This window comes from Paraburkholderia sp. 32, from assembly GCF_050435345.1.
GTDB lineage: Bacteria > Pseudomonadota > Gammaproteobacteria > Burkholderiales > Burkholderiaceae > Paraburkholderia > Paraburkholderia tuberum.
The window spans coordinates 3,728,059-3,746,399 of sequence record NZ_JBNDKD010000003.1 but is presented as its reverse complement, the minus strand read 5'-3'; the positions used below and the strand labels follow the sequence as shown (position 1 = coordinate 3,746,399).

The following is an 18,341-nucleotide window of genomic DNA, read 5'->3' as shown; positions in this document are numbered from 1 at the left end:
CAAGCGGTAGCGCTGGGCAAATCGGACCTGCTGATAACACGCTCACGCCCTTGCCTTGCGCTGCGGTATCCAAGCGGGGGATTGAGTGAGCCGTCTTGTTGTTGTTTCGAATCGCACTGCTGACCTCCGGAAGGCCGCAGCGGGAGGTCTCGCTGTAGCGGTAAAAGAGAGTCTGCAACAGACAGGTGGGATGTGGTTTGGCTGGAGCGGCAAGATTCGCGACGCGGCACCCGAATCTGACAGCGAGACCAGCGTCAGACTGCAAACAATCGGGAACATACAACTGGCGACGCTTGACCTGAACCAGCAGGATTACGATAGCTACTATCTGGGATACGCGAACGATGTTTTATGGCCAGTATTCCACTACCGGCTGGACCTCGCGAATTTTGATGTACGATTCGCAGCAGGGTACCGGCGGGTCAACCAGCTGTTCGCGCGGAAGCTGCTACCGTTGCTCAGGCCCGACGACATCATCTGGGTCCATGACTATCACCTGATCCCCCTTGCTGCCGAACTCAGAGCGATGGGGTGCGGCAACCGGATCGGATTCTTTCTGCATGTCCCGATGCCACCGCCTCTCATCATGGCGGCCATTCCAGAGCACGAATGGCTCATGCGTTCACTATTCGCCTACGATCTGGCCGGCTTCCAGAGCGAAGCGGATGTGACGCATTTTACGCACTACGTAGAGTCCGAAGCCGGCGCTGACGCGCTACCCGGCGCACAGCTTCGGGCCTTCAATCGCACGTTGCGGGTCGGGGCGTATCCGATAGGAATCGACGTCGATGAGTTCGCCGCTCTCGCGCAGGACCGGGAGGGTGTCGAAATGTTCGATCGTATGCGACAGGAGTACTCCCGACGCCGCCTGCTTCTCGGCGTCGACAGGCTGGATTACTCAAAGGGTCTACCGCAGCGCGTGCACGCGTTTCGTGAGCTTCTCGCGAACTACCCCGAGAACCGCAACAGCGCAACACTCATCCAGATCGCGTCCCCGAGCCGGGAAGACGTGGGTGCCTATGACGATCTGCGCCGCGAGATGGACAGCCTCTGCGGCGCGATAAACGGTGACTTCGGCGAACTTGACTGGATGCCGGTTCGTTATATTCATCGCAACGTCGCCCGTAGGCGGCTACCGGGACTATATCGCGCAAGCCGCGTCGCGCTTGTCACGCCACTGCGCGATGGGATGAACCTGGTCGCCAAGGAGTTTATCGCCGCGCAGGACCCAGCCGATCCCGGCGTGCTGGTTCTCTCCCGATTTGCCGGCGCAGCGGAACAATTGAAAGAAGCTCTTCTGGTGAATCCGTACGATACGCACGGGACAGCGCAGGTCATTCAGCGTGCGCTGACGATGTCAATCGAAGAACGGATCAGTCGTCACGCAGCATTAATGGGGCGGATCCGCCAGTTCGATGTGCACTGGTGGAGTTCGAGTTTTCTGAGGGATCTCTCGGCTGCTGAGCGCAGTGACGACCGTGAACCGGTGCTGGGACATTCAGCCGATCGCGCGAGCTAACCGACGGCGATTGGCGCATCGTGCCGCCCTACGCCGACGACGCAATCGGCTCGAGTACCCACGCGACATCGCGTTGCAGCCCCGCTGAAGAGCACATGCAGACTCGGGCCTGCCGGTTTGGTGTTGCACCGGTTTTCCAGCCCTGTCATGTGCCCGCTCACCCACGCTCATAGGTGTGAGACCGGGCCATCCTTAACCATAACCCGGTCCGCGTATGACCAAAGCTACCAGGCAACAGCCTTCTTCCCGCCCCCCCTAGATGCGCTTCAGTATGAACGTCTCGCGCTGGCTGCCTTCCATCTCTGTGAACGGCAGGGACAGCAACTTCAACATCTGATTACGCTTGCGACTTCATTGTTCAGGAATCCTTCTGTAACGCCTGAGGAAAGACACGACCAGCGGAATCTGCTTGAGGTCATGATTCATATCGGCGAGGACTACAGGCGCATGAACAATTGCGATCATGAACTGCTCACGGTTCTGGCGCTCGACGCCAAGGGTATTCCGAACCGTCGTCTTACTCCCCGCGATGCGGCGGACCTGCTGGCCGATGCGGCGCAAAGCGTTCAGGACAGATTTGCGACTCCTGGCACGACCACGACGAAGCACTAACTGGCTCTGTCAGCAATCCAATGAAGGCGGCTTGATGCCGCCTTTTTCAATTGCACGGCGAGAAGCAGACGTTTATTCGTTTTGCATATTGTGTCTGCATATGTTGTCACGCGCGTCCATCAGATAAATCATGTGCCTCCCGACCCGACCCGAACGAAACGCGCGGGGAGATGCTGGCCATGATTGAGCGCATCGCCGAACTTCTGGAGGCGCGCGCTCGCGGCGACGCCACGCTTCTCTCTACCACACTGCGCTATTACTAGCAGCAGGGCTGACCGTTTCCCGCGCGCGATCGACTCGCATGCGTCGTTCGCCATTAGGTGTTGCTGCACCCGTTTATCACGCATTTCCATCTCGAAAAAGCAAAGGATTCCGATTTAACGATCATTCACAAAATCGTTGGCAATTTCGCACAGGGTGAGTGGAGTGATTGACGGGCAGCGGGTACCGCCCTAGATTTTTTCGGTTGACGGTTGCTGACGCAACAGCTGTGCCTCGTTTCTTTAACCATACAGGGATGTGTGGATGAATGCTGTCACGAAAAACTTTACCGCCGCGCTCAGCCATCCGAGCGCGCGCCTGACCCAGCACCTCAGGATCTGGATCGGCTCCCAGCCCCATGACCTCGACGTGCTCGATTTCAAGGCCAGCGGTGGCTTCTGCAAGGACTACCGCGTCGACGTCACGGTTACGTCGCCACGGCTGGAGATCGACGGCAAGCAGTATGTGGGCCGTCGCGCGGGCCTGCAGATCGACGAGCAGGCGGCGGTGCCCTCGGTGAGCTACGTGCAGCCCGTCAGTCGCGACGCCGCCACCTTCAACGGCGTGGTGACGAGCTGGAGGCGCATCCGCACGAGCCGCGACGAGTCGGCTTACCAGATACGCATCGAGCCGCGCTTTGTGGCCCTCTGCAAACGCATCATCAAAAGCGACACATTTAAAGATGTGACTTTGCAGGAGCTGATCACCCAGGCGCTGGTCGACCGCAAGAATTTCGATGCCTTCGATGTCGAATTCCAGATCGAAGGGTTGCAGGAGAAGATGGAGCAGGTGGTGATGCTGGAGGAGTCGCTCTGGAGTTTCATCGCCCGCCATTGCCGCCGCCTCGGCGTTTTCTGGTTCTACAAGCAGGGTCGCGGCAAGGATGGCAAGCTCGACACCATCGTGTTCGCCAACAATCCGCGCGCCTATATCCGCTCGGTCGACGTGCCGCTGCTGGATGCCTCGGGCCTGCATGCGAGCTGGCACGAAGCGGCCCAGGCCGTGCATGAGCAGCGCGCGCTGGTGCCGGCCACCATCGAACTGTGGGAGCGCAACTACTGCACGCCGGACGATCCCCTTCGCGCCACGGCGAATGTCTCCATCGGGACGGATGACCGCTCGTCGTTCGGGCAGATCAGTCGCAGCGTCGAAGGCCATCTGACGCCAGCGCAGGGCGAAGCATTCGCGCAGACGCGGCGCGATGAGCAGATCGTGCGTCAGGCGACGCTGGCGGGCAGGACCGACGCCAAGGGCATCGCGGCGGGCGTGGTAATGAAGCTCACCAATGCGAAGATGCCGAGCGCCGAATACGGCTTCGTGATCACTTCGTTCAAGATGAAGGGCAGCCGCACCAAGCCGGCCTATACGCGCTTCAAGGCGATGCCGGCGAACCTGACCTACCGGCCGAGGTTTGACTTTGAGCGGGACTGGCGTTTTCTGCCTGGTCCCGCTGTGGGCGTGGTCACGACGAGCGACTCCGCCCCCTACGGTGACATGGACGACCACGGGCGTTATAGCGTGCTGCCGAAGTTCCTGCAGGGCTCGGGCAACACCGACAACAAGCTGCTGAGGCTGCGCCTGCTGCGTCCGTCATCGTCCTACCAGGGCGGCTTCCACTCGCCCCTGCTGCCGGGGACCGAGGTCCTGCTCGACGCCGAAAATCGCGACGTGGACCGCATCTACATAGCGGGGGCCATGCACGACTACGCCCACCCGGACGTGGTGCGCGGAGACCAGTCGCTGTTTAGCTATGCCATCTGGCGCTCGCCGCTGCTCGGTGCGGAGGTGGTGTTCAACGATCTGCAAGGAAAGGAGAGTGCGCGCCTCGCGACCGTGTACAGCCAGACGGCCTTCAACCAGGGCTACCTGCTCAACAGCAAGAAGCTCGCTCGCGGAGAGGGGTTTGAGGCTACCACTAAATCGTGGGGCACGGCACGCGCGGCGAAGGGCCTGTTCCTCTCGGCGGACGCGGCAGCCGGGCCGGATACCCCGCACCTGGACATGCCCGCCGCTGTCGCGCAGCTCAAGGCGGCCCTGCAGCGCGTGACGGATCTGGCAACGGCGACCACGCAGGCCGGTGCTGATCCGGCCGACCGCGCCACGCAGTCGGCGCTGCTCGACGGGCTGAACCAGCTTCGCGACGCAGGGCTGCTCGCGAGCGCCCCCGGCGGCATGGCGTTCGTGACGCCGAAATCAATGCAGCACTCGGCGGGGCAGAACGCGATTGTCACGGCAGGCCAGGACATGGACGTGAGCGTCGTTAGGCGCCTGCGCATGGTGGCGGGGGATCTGATTTCGCTGTGTGCACACAAGCTCGGGATGAAATTTATCGCGGCGAAGGGGAAGGTCCTGATGGCAGCGCTCACGGACGGCATGGATCTGTTCGCGCAGAAGCAGTTGCGCGTCGCCAGCGAAAGTGCGGATGTGCAGGTGTCGGCGAAGTCGAAGATCACGCTCAACTGCGGCGGGGCCTCGGTTGTCATGGAGGGCGGCAACATCACGTTCCACTGCCCCGGCGCATACACCATCAAGGCCGCCTCGTTTACGTTTGTCGGCCCCGGCAACGTGCCGACCCAGTTACCGTCCCTGCCGAAAAGCAGCCTGAAGATTTCCGACCCGTATTCGTCATCCCACTGAAGCCATGATCATCAGCCCTCCCTTCCTTCCCGCGTCGGGCCTGACGGCCAGCGACGCGTCGAAACCGGACCCCATGATGGAGCTCATCGACCAGTTCGAGATCGGTCATCACGGGGTCTGGCCGGTCACCTTCGACCGGCGTTCTCATTGCGGCATCCATCTGAACCCGGGTGAGCAGACGGAACCCGTCCGCGCGATCGCTGATGGGGATGTTGTTGCGTACCGGGTCTGCAAGAATGGCATCTCGGATGGCACCACCAATTCGACGACCGGGCAACCTGAGCTGAACTCGAATGCCGGTTTCGTCCTGCTTCGGCACAAGACCAACACGGGAGACGGACGCACGATCACGTATTACTCGCTCTACATGCACCTGCTGGACATGACCAGCCAGGAGCACATCGTCCCCCAGCCTAACGACCCGCCGGAGACCGGCTCGGCGAATGCGCTGCCCAAATGGCTGCTCGATACGGCAGGGGGCAAGGATGGGGTAGTCCAGACGGCCGGCACGAAGAAGGTGTATCGCAAGGACATACTCGGCTACGTTGGTCAGCATCAGGGTGTGGCGCATCTGCACTTCGAAGTATTCATGGCGGACGGCGATTTCAAGGCCTGGTTCGACAAGGTACAGATCGGGGTGAAAAAAACGGCCCAGCCGACCACGGGCGACTATTGGGGGCACAGCTATTTCGTCATTTCCGGCCCGCAGGAGTTCTATCCGCAGCCAGCGGGCATGGATGAGAAGTGGTTTCCCCGAGTGCCGGGCGGCTCGCTTGGCGCAGGTGACACGCTCTATGTCGAGGCGTGGTTCAACAAGGGGCAGCGCTTTACGCGGGCGTGGATCGATCGCGGCAGCAGCGGCAACGTGATGCTGCTTACGCCCGACCCCGTTGCAGACCCATATGATAACGGCACCGACAGCCACCACAATCCAAAGCGCTACGAATACGACCTTTGTGATCGCGCGATGGCACTCTATCCGACGTGCCCGAGCGATGGTTATGAAATGCTGCGGTTTGGACGCATTCTCTCGGACCATCCGACGCTGACGGGGACGGCTTGTGCCACCTGGATCGCAGTGCCGTTCGACGGGAACGGCACGCTGGGCTATGTCAACATCGCGTCGGATGCCATCAGGAAGCTGCCCCTCGCAGCGCTCGTCCTCGCCATCGCCGCACTCCTGCTGGTCTGGTTCGGGAGTGACCGCCTTGGCATCGCGGATGGCGCGCCTCGCACGCGGCTATTGATTGGCATCCCGATCGTGCTGGTCATCATCGTGATCGCCCATCTGTTCGCGGTATCGACAGGCGCATACGGCGGGGCCGCCAGACTGTTCCGCTCTGAAACCGGCGATCACGCAAAGACATCGTCGATGGCCTTCAGGGACTGGCTGCATCGAACTGGCTGCGCGCGCCGCTTGCGGGCGTCATGTTCGCGCCGGTTTTTCCGGGGCCCACCGTCGTACCGGTACCGGTTACCAACGGCGACGGGACGCCCGGCGAGCCCGCCGACGCGCCGCCGGCAGTAACCGTCCTGCGCGTGCAGCCCGCCGCGTTGCTGCCGGTGTGGCGCGAGATCGCGGCGGGGGCGCCCAACTACCGCGGCCGACGCGTCGGCTTCTACTGGCCCAACGCGCTCGCCACGCTCGTCACGGCTGCGGCGATCCTGTGGTGCGTATGGATGACGGTGTCCTTCATCGGCAACCGGCAGTTGATGCGTAAGGCCAGTCAGACAGCGCAGGCCGCTGTCGATGCAAAACCGCAAACCGCCGAGGCCTGGCGAGCCCAGCTCGCGCTCCAGCAGCTGATGGAAAAGCTTGAGTACCGTCGGCAGCATGGCGCGCCCTGGTATCTACGCGCGGGCGTTTCTTCGAACGACGCCCTTCTCGCTGCGATGTGGCCGCCATACCGTATCGCCGCGACCCGCAATCTGCAGGCGCCGGTCGTGCAAACCATCACCGACCTGCTGAAGGCTGCGGGCGAAGCGCGAGCCGACGCGCTGCAGTCGCAGGAGGCGCGCGGCAGCACCTACAACGCGCTCAAAACCTACCTGATGCTTGGAGACCCTGCCCGCGCCGACGCCGCATTTCTGCGCCGCTCGCTTGTCGCGTTGTGGCGCCGCCCGGTCGATATGCCGGAAGGCGAGCGCGACGATACCGGCCGCCGGCTCGCCGCGTTTTACGCCGACTACCTGAAGGCCCACCCCGAATGGCGCATCACACCCGACCAGAGCGTCGTGAGCACGACCCGCAACATGCTGGTGATTCAGATGGGTCTCGCATCGGCCGACGACACGGTGTACCAGAGCATCCTCGACGAGGTCAGCGGCAAATACGCGGATGCGTCGCTCCAGACGCTGCTTAACGGTGCGGACGCGCAGGGGCTATTCAATACGTCCCAGACGGTGCCAGGCATCTACACGCGCGCGGCGTGGGACGGCATGATCGCGGAGGCGATCGACCGGACCGCGCGCGAGCGGCGCGTCAGCGGCGACTGGGTACTAACGGGCGCGCAACCGTCACAGACCATCGGTAACACCCTCGCACAGGGGGCGGTCCGCACCGGCGCCGCGATCGACGAAAAGCGCGCGGCGGAGCAACTGAAGCAGCGCCTCACCACCATTGCGGTCAGAAGTTTGGTCAACGACGCGATCGGGAGGCGCTGATCCGCATGCTTCATATACAGCGCGCGCCCGGTCGTCAGATCGACGACCATCGCAGCGCGCGCGAGCACCGCGGGTTTCGCCACGACGTGTTTGATATGACGGGCGCGCGCCATCGCGGGACCGGCGAATAAGGAGAACAAAACCAGGATCAGGATGCACGCACGCATGTCCCGACGCTCACGAAACATCTGCCGGACGTATTGCCTGCTGCGCGAGCCGGGCGCGACCGGTCCGTGGCAGCGGGAGTGGCGGCGAGCAAAGCGCCGGCGCATCCGTCGCGTGGACGCAAGGGGTCGAACGGAAAAACAGGAGTTTGCCGGTGCGTGCTGCCGGCACTTCGAATGTGGGAAAACTCATGAAGGAACGGCGGGAAGCGGTGATATTGAACGACGGCGACTTGGCTCGCGTGCCGTCACGAATGAAGAGAGGCCGGACCCGAAGCCAACTTTGCATGGCCACGCCCGCCACGCTCATTCGCGCTACGCACGCGTCGCGAAGCTCGGGCTTGTTCGGATACCGCTGTCGGTGCGCTTGCCCAACATCTGTCCGCATGCCTTCGGGGCGACCGTGTCTTCGGAGGGGTAACCGTAGAGATCGAAACTTAAGCGAAACTTAAAACGTCAATCGATTCACAGGGTCGGCACCGCGAAAGCGAAGCCCGGGGTCAAGCGTGAGAACTCAGTAATGGTCAGCGTGCGCGTTCCGCAACCGGCCCGGACGGTCCGCCGCGGCAGCGAGGTTGGTGATCGGGATCACTTGCCGCGAATATAGGACATTCCGAAAACAAAAGGATGCCCACTCGAGACCGGCGTGATCGGCGGGATCATCGTGGCTGGCTGTTATGAGGTGAGTAGACCCGGGGAGTTGCACCCCGAGTCTCTCGCAGAACCCAACGTGAGCCTCTCGACTCATTCGGCTCCCGTTATCCGACCGATACGCCAACGATACGCCAGTGGACAAACAACCTGAGGTGGGCGAACTTCATCTTGCGTAGCCATTCCGCACTACGTCGCTTGCGCTGCCGCAGCCTCCTGTACTTTCGTCGAGCCCACCGCATAAGCCATAGGTCGATGTAGCCGAAGAGGCTGTGCATCGCCGCCCGGTAGAACGCCCCATAGTAGTTCCACCACCCTTGTATGAGCTAACGTCAAGAGTGGTGTATGGGCAGCTTGATAGCGTTCGGCTTCAGGCGGCGAGTTTCTGCTGAACCGGTTGATCGCCTTGCACCGGTTCGCCGTCCCTGAAGGCAATGCCCTCCAGCAACAGCTTGATCTGCTCAGGGCCGTTGATACGGCGCCAGGTTTTCTCGGCTTCCTCGATCAGCTTGAATGCCAGACCGAGGAAGGTTGGTCGCGACACGCAGTTGCGGGTGCGAGTCGTCCGGTGGCGCACGGTCGCGAATGTCGACTCAATCGCATTCGTCGTGCGCAAATGCTGCCAGTGCTCGGCGGGGAAGTCGTAAAACGCCAGCAGGCTCTCCCGGTCCTTCTTCAGCGTTTCGGTTGCCTTCGGATATTTCGCGGCGTAGACCGTCACGAAACGATCGAACGCGGCGTACGCGTCGGCGCGCGTCGCCGCCATCCAGATCGCCTGCAGGTCGGCCTTCGCGCGCCCCTGTTGCGACTTCGGCAGCGCGTTGAGCACGTTGCCCATCTTGTGAAACCAGCAGCGCTGGCCGCGCGTTGCAGGAAACACTTCCTCCAGTGCGGCCCAGAAGCCCATTGCGCCATCACCGACGGCCAGCAGCGGACCACCCTGCAAGCCTCGCGATTTCAGATCGAGCAGCAGTTCCTGCCAGGACGCCTTCGACTCCCGATACCCGTCGCCGATTGCCACACGCTCCTTGCGCCCATCCGGCCTCACGCCGATGATCACCAGCAGGCATTGACCATCCGAGTTCTCGCTGCGCAGGCCGGTATGAATGCCGTCGACCCACCAGTACACGTAGCGCGAGTTCGACAGATCACGCCGGCTCCAGCTGGCGTGCTCATCGCCCCATTGCGCCTTCAGGCGACTTACCACGTTCGCCGACAACCCCTTGGCGTCCTCGCCCAGCAGCACGCCCAGCGCTTCGCTCATATCGCCCGTCGAAATGCCCTTCAGATACAGCCACGGCAGCGCCGCACTCACGCGCGGCGACTTCTGCACATACGGCGGCACAATCGATGAATTGAACTTCACACCTGATCCTGATCGATCGCGAACCTTCGGCACCTTCACCGCAATGGGGCCGGCCGCCGTCAGCACCTCGCGCTCCGGCAGATAGCCATTGCGCACCACGGCACGCTGTCCGTGCAGGGTTTTAACGTTCTCGAACCGCTCCAGCAGCGCCGACAGCTCTGCTTCGATTGCCTGCTGGATCACCTGCCGCGCGCCCTGGCGCACCAGATCGTCCAAGCCCAGACCGACTTCCGATAGACCGACGACTTCTTTTTCCGTAAACTTGCTCATGGTGGATGGTTTGTTGTTTGCTGGTTTCCGACTTCGACAATCAGATTCTCAGCTGAAACCTCCACCGCCTTCAATCTCCCGCCTCAAATCCCCCATACACCAGATTCGAGCTTAGCTCCCCTTGTATCGTCGTGTTGCATTGCTGCGCAGGTTCATCCAGCGTCGCCGATGTTCGTCGGTGTATTCGCCAACTTCGCACGTGCTGTCTCATCCGCTTTAAGGCATCGCTGCTCGCCGCTGGCAGAAAGCCAGTAAATCGCCGCTGGTGTTTGCTCAATGCCCCTCTCGGTCTAAACGTAAAACCGAGGAACGTAAACTGCACGTTCGGATAAGTGCCAGTGCGATTGCTGTCCTTGCGATACACGATCTTCGACTTCTCCGGATACATCATCAACCCAATCCAGATTGGGGAGTTGAGTGCGCTGCTGACGCTTGCTTGACATCACATCGGTATGAAAAGGCTGCCTTGGGTTATTACAAGCTAGCTCGATGCAGCTGAGCCGAGGATCGCATCGAAGGTAGCGTACTGTGAATGGATGCTTGGCCACGACGAAGAGGCATTCGATCGCCTCATGTCGCTTGGCGAAGAACTTGACGCAGATGGTGTAGGCCTTCTGAGCGAGTTGATTCGTACTCGCTATGGTGACAAAAATCGTAGTGCACACATGGAGGCGATTTGGGCGCGCCTTAAGGTCGTTACGACGGCTGATTCCGTACCGCTTTTGACTGCCGAGGCACGCGCACGTGGTTTGTGGCCTGGAGACGCTGAAAATCGCGAACAGAGGCGCCGAGAAATCGAGAGGCTCCTTTCTCTTCACCCGACCAGTCAGCGCATTCGCCTAGAAGTTCTTAACGAGTTGCGATGCTCCGACTCTCCGGCTGAGGAACGATATGCATTGTTGCGCGGTTGGAACAGTAGCGACCTAATCCCGAGGTTCCAATGGGAATCTGCTTGTGTGGCTGCTGAAGTGCGAAAATTCGACGAGGCAATCGATTACCTCCGCCAACTGGAAAAGAGAGAGCGTCAGAGCGCACGCCCATCACAGAACCTACTTCTGAATATCGACCTCGCGCGGTGCGATATCACAGTTCGCTCTGCTGATGCTCCCGATTTATCTGGCTACGATGCAATTCTGAGCGGCACTACGCTCGACGGGGAAAATAGCGCGCGCGTTGTCCGTGCAGCACTTGCGGCCGCCTGCAGTTTCGCCCCGGAACGGGTTGCCGAGCTGTGCGATGGTTTGCTCAATGCACTCAAATCAACCGAGTATGGATTCCCGATCGATGCTTCAGCGCTGTTCAACGAGTCGTATCCCGTCAGTGGTCAAGAATGGGACGACTATGCCCATACTTGGCCGTGCGGCAACCTCTTTCCCCATCAAGATATTCTTCTCGCAACTACACAAGGCCACGCGAACGCGTTCCTCCGCGCCGCTTTCGCCGCGTCAAAAATTAATGAAAACTATATGGACGACGATGTAGAACCGGAACTCCCAGCGGGATTCTGGGATGACATCGAAGCGCTTATTGGAAATAGCACGGGAGATGATTCTGAGCTCGGTGGCAAACTTTTGTCACTCCAAAATGCCGCTCGCGCGCATCGCCACCGTCCCAACAGGACTGCGTTAGGGCAGTCTTGGATAAAATCCGAAATACTTCGCAGCCCCGATGACTATGCCGTCACTTACGGATGGCTGACCCTGAAGGCAGCGACACGAACCGCCACCTCTGCACGGACCTTTCCTCTGGAGTTCTCAAGCAATTGCGCGATAGCGCAATTGAGGCGCCCCAAGCGTATGACTTGGTTGAACCACTCGTGGAAATCGGCATTCGCGCTCGTGATCTCGGCGTTGAGACAAAGTGCTCCGGTTTGCATCGCCGAGGCAGAGCACCAATCTATCACCATTAAAATTGGCGCATTGCACAATAAAAATACGCGTCGCCGCAGACTTTGTTGTATCTGAACCGCTCTCCCTTACTTCCCGCAAACTTTGTTGTGCTCCCATAACAACAAAAAAAAGCGTCACGTTGCCGTGACGCCTTAAAAAGTTCTAGCCATTCCGAGGGCCGTGCTAGAACCTGAGAGAAGGTAATTCGAAAGGCGCAAGCGCATCGGACGGGCAATCGATCCTGCATTTTGGGATTTTTCCGCTCGCGCGCACCAAAATGCAGCGGAGACAAGCGACTTTCGAAATGCGGTTCCATTTTTTATGGTTATGCTGACTAAGTCAAGCAAAAAGAAGTAGTCGACCATCGATCGGCAATTTCTTCCGATACAATGACTTTTCTTAAAAATGTATGAATGGGTGCCCCGGTTTGGAGATGTCCCTGCCTCTGTGAGCGGCCATCAACAGGTTGTCCCACGAACAATTTGAAATGCTGTTCCATAAAAACGCATGAACCGATCCACTCCCAACCAACCCGTCGCCGCCAAGGTCCCCGCCAGCAAAGACCGAGACGGCCCGGGCGATGAAGTCACCGCGCTCGCGCGCGGCCTGACCGTACTGCGCGCCGTCGCTGCCGCGCACGCACCACTCAGCAATCGCGAACTCGCCGAGTTGACCGGCATCCCGAAGCCCACCGTGTCGCGCATCACCGCGACGCTCGTCGGCACCGGTTTTCTGCTGCGACTACCCGACAGCGAGCGCTTCGTGCTGACCTCGTCGGTGCTCGAACTGAGCAACGGCTTTCTGCGCAACTTCGACATCCGCTCGCGCGCGCGGGCCGTTTCTGATCGAACTCGCGGAACGCACCGCGTTGTCGGTGCATCTGGCGGTGCGCGACCGCTACGACATGGTCGTCATCGACGCGATCCGGCCGCGTTCGGCGGTGCTCGTGTCGCGACTCGAAATCGGCTCGCGCATGAGCTTGACGCGCACCGCCGTCGGCCGGGCGTACCTCGCGGCACTCGCGCAACCGGACCGCGACCGTCTGCTGGTCGGCCTGCAGACGGCCGAAGGTGACGATTGGGGCTATATCGGCAGCCGTCTCGCCAGCGCGATCCAGGACACCCTCGAGCGCGGCTTCGCAATCGCCACCGGCGAGTGGTACAACGGGCTGAACGCGATCGCGCTCGGCTTCGTCGGGCCGTCGGGCGAGCGCTACGCAGTCAATTGCGGCGGCTCGGCCGACCAATGTCCGCGCGACTGGCTGATCGCGCGCGCCGCGCCCGCGCTGCTCGAATGCATCGACAAGATCGTGCTGGAGATCGGCGGCACGCCGGGGCGCCGGCTCGACGAATAAGCCGTCGGCGGCATCGGGCGCCAAACGGCGCCCCGCGCGGATCGAACGCGGCGCCAGCCGCCCGTGATCTGCGAGAGTGGCGACGGCGGCCCGCCCTCGCCCGACGATGCGCCGACATGCTGTAACCTTCGTAATCAACCGAAAAATACGCGGCTGGACTGTTACAGACGCCGCAACGTACGATCACGCATCCCGTCGCGGGATCGCGCGCCGCGAGCCGTGAGCGTCGTCGAACCGGCCGCGTCCAGCCGCGATGATTCCGCATTGCGTTAACATCTCTGTCCCGCGCCTCGGGTAGCATCGCGCTGAACATTGCGCGGCGCCCGCCGCCACGACCGCCTGACATGCCGCCCATGTGCCGGCCCACCGCCCTTCGAATGGCGGCGTGCGCATCGGCGGCTCACATCATCAAGCCAGCCACCCGACCGAACCGATGGACGAACAACAAAAGCACCCGGAAACCCAACGCCCTGCCGCTTCCCAGCCGTCCGCGAACGGCGCGCAATCGAGCGCCCCCGGCGCGGTGAAACGCCACCGTGGCCGCACCGTCGCGCTGATCGTCGCGGCGCTGGTCGTGCTCGGCGTCGTGCTGTGGCGTTGGCATCCGTGGGGCGGGCCCGGCAGCGGCGCGAGCGCGTCGGGGGCGGCGAGCGGCGCGCGCAGCGGCCGCTTCGGCCGCGGCGGCCCGAACGCGATGGCCAACATGGCGCAGCCGGTGCACGTCGCCGCCGCGACGCAGGGCGAGATGCCGGTCGTGCTGACCGCGCTCGGCACGGTCACGCCGCTCGCCACCGTCACCGTGCTGCCGCAACTGAGCGGCGTGCTGCAGGACGTCTATTTCAAGGAAGGCCAGATGGTCAAGAAGGGCGACGTACTGGCCCAGATCGACCCGCGCCCGTACGAAATTTCGCTGCGCAACGCCGAGGGCACGCTGGTGCGCGACGAGGCGCTGCTCGCCACCGCGCGTCTCGATCTGAAGCGCTATCAGACGCTGCTCACGCAGGACTCGATCGCCAGCCAGCAGGTCGACACGCAGGCGTCGCTGGTGCGGCAATACGAAGGCACGGTGAAGTCCGACCAGGCCAACATCGACAGCTTCAAGCTCGACCTCGTGTACGCGCGCATCACCGCGCCGGTGTCGGGACGCGTCGGTCTGCGTCAGGTCGACCCGGGCAACTACGTGACCTCGGGCCTCACCAACGGCATCGTCGTGATTACGCAGCTCGATCCGATCAGCGTGGTGTTCACGACTTCCGAAGACAATCTGCAGCAGATCATCCAGCACACGCAGAACGGCGAGTCGCTGTCGGCCACCGCGTACGACCGCAGCAACACGCATCCGCTCGAAGTCGGCTCGCTAAAGACGATGGACAATCAGATCGACACGACCACCGGCACGATCAAACTGCGCGCGATCTTCAAGAACAAGGACAACGGCCTGTTCCCGAACCAGTTCGTCAACACTCGCCTGCTCGTCGATACGATCAGGAACGCGGTGATCGTGCCGACCTCGGCGGTGCTCAACGGCTCGATGGGTACCTTCGTGTACGTCGTGAAGCCCGACAACACGGTCACCGTGCGCCAGGTCAAGGTCGGCCCGGTCGACGGCGAGCGCACCAGCATCCAGTCGGGCCTCGCGGTCGGCGAGCGCGTCGTGATCGACGGTTCGGACCGGCTGCGCGAAGGCGCGAAGATCACGATTCCGGCCGAGCGGCCGCGTGGCGCGTCCGGCGCATCGGCCGCATCCGGCGCGCACGCGCATCGCGGCCGGCACGCGGCGCAAGCATCGCAATAAAGTAAAGGCACGGCACTTACCGCATGAATCCATCCCGCGCTTTTATTCTGCGTCCTGTCGGCACCGCGCTGCTGATGGCGGCGATCATGCTGGTCGGCCTCGTCGCGCTGCGCTTTCTGCCGCTGTCCGCGCTGCCCGAGGTCGACTATCCGACGATCCAGGTGCAGACCTTCTATCCGGGCGCGAGCCCGGACGTGATGACGTCGTCCGTGACGGCGCCGCTCGAGAGGCAATTCGGGCAGATGCCGTCGCTGAACCAGATGTCGTCGCAAAGCTCGGCCGGCTCGTCGATCATCACGCTGCAGTTCAGCCTCGACCTGCCGCTCGACATCGCCGAGCAGGAGGTCCAGGCGGCGATCAACGCGGCGGGCAACCTGCTGCCGTCCGACCTGCCCGCGCCGCCGATCTACGCGAAGGTCAACCCGGCCGACGCGCCGATCATCACGCTCGCGATCACGTCGAAGACACTGCCGCTCACGCAGGTGCAGGATCTCGCCGACACGCGTCTCGCGCAGAAGATTTCGCAGGTCGCCGGGGTGGGTCTCGTCAGCCTGTCGGGCGGCCAGCGCCCGGCGATCCGCATTCAGGCGAACCCGCGCGCGCTCGCCGCGTACGGCCTGAATCTCGACGACCTGCGCACCACCGTCTCGAACCTGAACGTCAACACGCCGAAGGGCAATTTCGACGGTCCGACGCGCAACTACACGATCAACTCGAACGACCAGTTGACCGACGCCGACGAATACAAGAGCGCCGTGGTCGCGTACAAGAGCGGCCGTCCGGTGATGCTGACCGACGTCGCGAGCATCGTGGCGGGACCGGAGAATACGAAGCTCGGTGCGTGGGTCGACAACACGCCCGCGATCATTCTGAACGTGCAGCGCCAGCCAGGCGCGAACGTGATCCAGGTGGTCGACAGCATCAAGGCGCTGCTGCCGCAGTTGCAGCAGTCGCTGCCCGCCGCGCTCGACGTCGAGGTCGTCACCGACCGCACCACGACGATCCGCGCGTCGGTGCGCGACGTGCAGTTCGAACTGGCGATGTCGGTCGTGCTGGTCGTGCTGGTGATGTACCTGTTCCTCGCCAACATCTACGCGACGATCATTCCGAGCCTGTCGGTGCCGCTGTCGCTGATCGGCACGCTCGCGGTGATGTACCTGTGCGGCTTCTCGCTCGACAACCTGTCGCTGATGGCACTGACCATCGCCACCGGCTTCGTCGTCGACGACGCGATCGTGATGATCGAGAACATCGCGCGCTACGTCGAGGAAGGCGACACGGCGCTCGAAGCCGCGCTGAAGGGCTCGAAGCAGATCGGCTTCACGATCATTTCGCTGACGGTCTCGCTGATCGCGGTGCTGATTCCGCTGCTCTTCATGGGCGACGTGGTCGGGCGCCTGTTCCACGAATTCGCGATCACGCTCGCGGTGACGATCGTCATCTCCGCGGTCGTGTCGCTGACGCTCGTGCCGATGATGTGCGCGAAGCTGTTGCGCCACACGCCGCCGCACGACAGTCACCGTTTCGAGGCGAAGGCGCACCGCTTCATCGACTGGGTGATCGCGCGCTACGCGGTCGCGCTCACGTGGGTGCTGAACCGTCAGCGCTCCACGCTGGTCGTCGCGGTGCTCACGCTGGTGCTGACCGGCCTGCTGTACGTGTACGTGCCGAAGGGCTTCTTCCCGGTGCAGGACACCGGCGTGATCCAGGCGATCACGCAGATGCCGCAGTCGGTGTCGTTCGCATCGATGGCCGAGCGTCAGCAGGCGCTCGCCGACCCGATCCTGAAGAACCCGGACGTCGAAAGCCTGACCTCGTTCATCGGCGTGGACGGCAGCAACATCACGCTGAACAGCGGCCGCATGCTGATCAACCTGAAGCCGCGCGACGACCGCAGCAATACCGCGAGCGAGGTGATCCGCCAGTTGCAGAAAGACGTCGCGCATATTCCGGGCGCGTCGCTGTACATGCAGCCGGTGCAGGACCTGACGATCGACTCGACCGTCAGCCCGACGCAGTATCAGTTCATGCTGACCGATCCGAACATCAGCGAATTCACCACGTGGGTGCCGAAGCTGGTCGACCGGTTGAAGCAGTCGCCCGAGCTCGCGGACGTCGCAACCAATCTGCAGGACAACGGCCGCTCGGTGTTCATCGAGATCGACCGCGCGACCGCCGCGCGCTTCGGCATCACACCGGCCACGATCGACAACGCGTTGTACGACGCGTTCGGCCAGCGCATCATTTCGACGATCTTCACGCAGTCGAACCAGTACCGCGTGATTCTCGAAGCGCAGCCGACGATGCAGCACTACACCACGTCGCTGAACTCGATCTACCTGCCCTCTTCCACGTCGACGGGCGGCCAGGTGCCGCTGTCGTCGATCGCGAAGTTCATCGAGCAACCCGCGCCGCTGCTCGTCACGCACCTGAGCCAGTTCCCGGCCACCACGGTGTCGTTCAACCTCGCGCCGGGTTCGTCGCTCGGCGCGGCGGTCAAGGCGATCCAGCAGGCCGAGAAGGACGTCGGTCTGCCCGCGTCGTTCCAGACGCGCTTCCAGGGCGCGGCGCTCGCGTTCCAGGCGTCGCTCGCCAACGAGCTGTTCCTGATCCTCGCGGCGATCGTCACGATGTACATCGTGCTCGGCGTGCTGTACGAGAGCTTCATCCATCCGATCACGATTCTGTCGACGCTGCCGTCGGCCGGCGTCGGCGCGCTGCTCGCGCTGCTGATCACCGGCCACGATCTCGACATCATCGGCATCATCGGCATCGTGCTGCTGATCGGTATCGTGAAGAAGAACGCGATCATGATGATCGACTTCGCGCTCTACGCCGAGCGCGAGGAAGGCAAGCCGCCGCGCGAGGCGATCTACCAGGCGTGTCTGCTGCGCTTCCGGCCGATCCTGATGACCACGCTCGCCGCGCTGCTCGGCGCGCTGCCGCTGATGCTCGGCACCGGCGCGGGCTCGGAGCTGCGCCGGCCGCTCGGTATCGCGATCGCCGGCGGCCTGATCGTGAGCCAGCTGCTGACCCTGTTCACGACGCCGGTGATCTACCTCGCGTTCGATTCGCTCGGCCGCCGGCTGCGCGAGCGCTTTAACCGCGGCGATTCGTCCGGTAGCGCCACGCCGCCCGCCACCGATGCAGGGAACTGAG

Annotated in this window: 10 protein-coding genes and 2 pseudogenes; 9 read left to right on the top strand and 3 right to left on the bottom strand. The window is 62.5% G+C overall.

Translation table 11 applies throughout. The features are described from left to right. Nucleotides 1-85: 85 nt before the first annotated feature. From otsA to OKW26_RS40070, 5 genes are all read left to right on the top strand, one after another. Nucleotides 86-1,519, top strand: coding sequence for an alpha,alpha-trehalose-phosphate synthase (UDP-forming) (gene otsA, locus OKW26_RS40090; RefSeq protein WP_184062037.1), 1,434 nt, complete (start codon nt 86-88; stop codon nt 1,517-1,519). A 147-nt stretch (nt 1,520-1,666) separates the two neighbouring features. Then, the gene (locus OKW26_RS40085; protein ID WP_429356998.1) at nt 1,667-2,131 is read left to right on the top strand and encodes a hypothetical protein; all 465 of its coding nucleotides are present in this window, start codon (nt 1,667-1,669) and stop codon (nt 2,129-2,131) included. A gap of 525 nt (nt 2,132-2,656) precedes the next feature. Continuing rightward, on the top strand, nt 2,657-5,029 hold the full coding sequence (locus OKW26_RS40080; RefSeq protein WP_429356997.1) for a DUF2345 domain-containing protein: 2,373 nt from the start codon (nt 2,657-2,659) through the stop codon (nt 5,027-5,029). Between the two features lie 4 nt (nt 5,030-5,033). Further along, on the top strand, nt 5,034-6,557 hold the full coding sequence (locus OKW26_RS40075; RefSeq protein ID WP_429356996.1) for a M23 family peptidase: 1,524 nt from the start codon (nt 5,034-5,036) through the stop codon (nt 6,555-6,557). Further along, entirely contained in the window at nt 6,458-7,693 is a 1,236-nt protein-coding gene (locus OKW26_RS40070) for an ImcF-related family protein (protein WP_429356995.1), read from the top strand. Before OKW26_RS40075 ends, OKW26_RS40070 begins: the two co-directional genes overlap by 100 nt. Here the strand turns inward: OKW26_RS40070 and OKW26_RS40065 are convergent. From OKW26_RS40065 to OKW26_RS40055, 3 genes and pseudogenes are all read right to left on the bottom strand, one after another. Next, a pseudogene (locus OKW26_RS40065) lies at nt 7,693-7,743 on the bottom strand (hypothetical protein); the annotation flags it as partial. The gene OKW26_RS40070 and the pseudogene OKW26_RS40065 sit on opposite strands and share 1 nt — an antisense overlap. A gap of 872 nt (nt 7,744-8,615) precedes the next feature. After that, nucleotides 8,616-8,831: a group II intron maturase-specific domain-containing protein gene (locus OKW26_RS40060; RefSeq protein ID WP_429357177.1), complete on the bottom strand. Its 216-nt coding sequence runs from the start codon at nt 8,829-8,831 to the stop codon at nt 8,616-8,618. A 47-nt stretch (nt 8,832-8,878) separates the two neighbouring features. Further along, nucleotides 8,879-10,144, bottom strand: a complete 1,266-nt coding sequence (locus tag OKW26_RS40055) for an IS256 family transposase (RefSeq protein ID WP_429356994.1) — start codon at nt 10,142-10,144, stop codon at nt 8,879-8,881. Nucleotides 10,145-10,716: 572 nt separating this feature from the next. Between OKW26_RS40055 and OKW26_RS40050 the strand changes: the two genes are divergently transcribed. The 4 genes and pseudogenes from OKW26_RS40050 (at nt 10,717) to OKW26_RS40035 (ending at nt 18,340) form a co-directional block, all read left to right on the top strand. Beyond that, nucleotides 10,717-12,108 carry a hypothetical protein gene (locus tag OKW26_RS40050; protein ID WP_429356993.1) on the top strand — a complete coding sequence of 464 codons (1,392 nt, stop codon included), beginning with the start codon at nt 10,717-10,719 and terminating at the stop codon, nt 12,106-12,108. Nucleotides 12,109-12,540: 432 nt separating this feature from the next. Next, a pseudogene (locus tag OKW26_RS40045) lies at nt 12,541-13,387 on the top strand (IclR family transcriptional regulator). 433 nt (nt 13,388-13,820) lie between these two features. After that, the gene (locus OKW26_RS40040) at nt 13,821-15,182 is read left to right on the top strand and encodes an MdtA/MuxA family multidrug efflux RND transporter periplasmic adaptor subunit (RefSeq protein ID WP_429356992.1); all 1,362 of its coding nucleotides are present in this window, start codon (nt 13,821-13,823) and stop codon (nt 15,180-15,182) included. A gap of 23 nt (nt 15,183-15,205) precedes the next feature. Then, nucleotides 15,206-18,340, top strand: a complete 3,135-nt coding sequence (locus tag OKW26_RS40035) for an MdtB/MuxB family multidrug efflux RND transporter permease subunit (protein ID WP_429356991.1) — start codon at nt 15,206-15,208, stop codon at nt 18,338-18,340. The last annotated feature ends 1 nt before the right edge of the window (nt 18,341 follow it).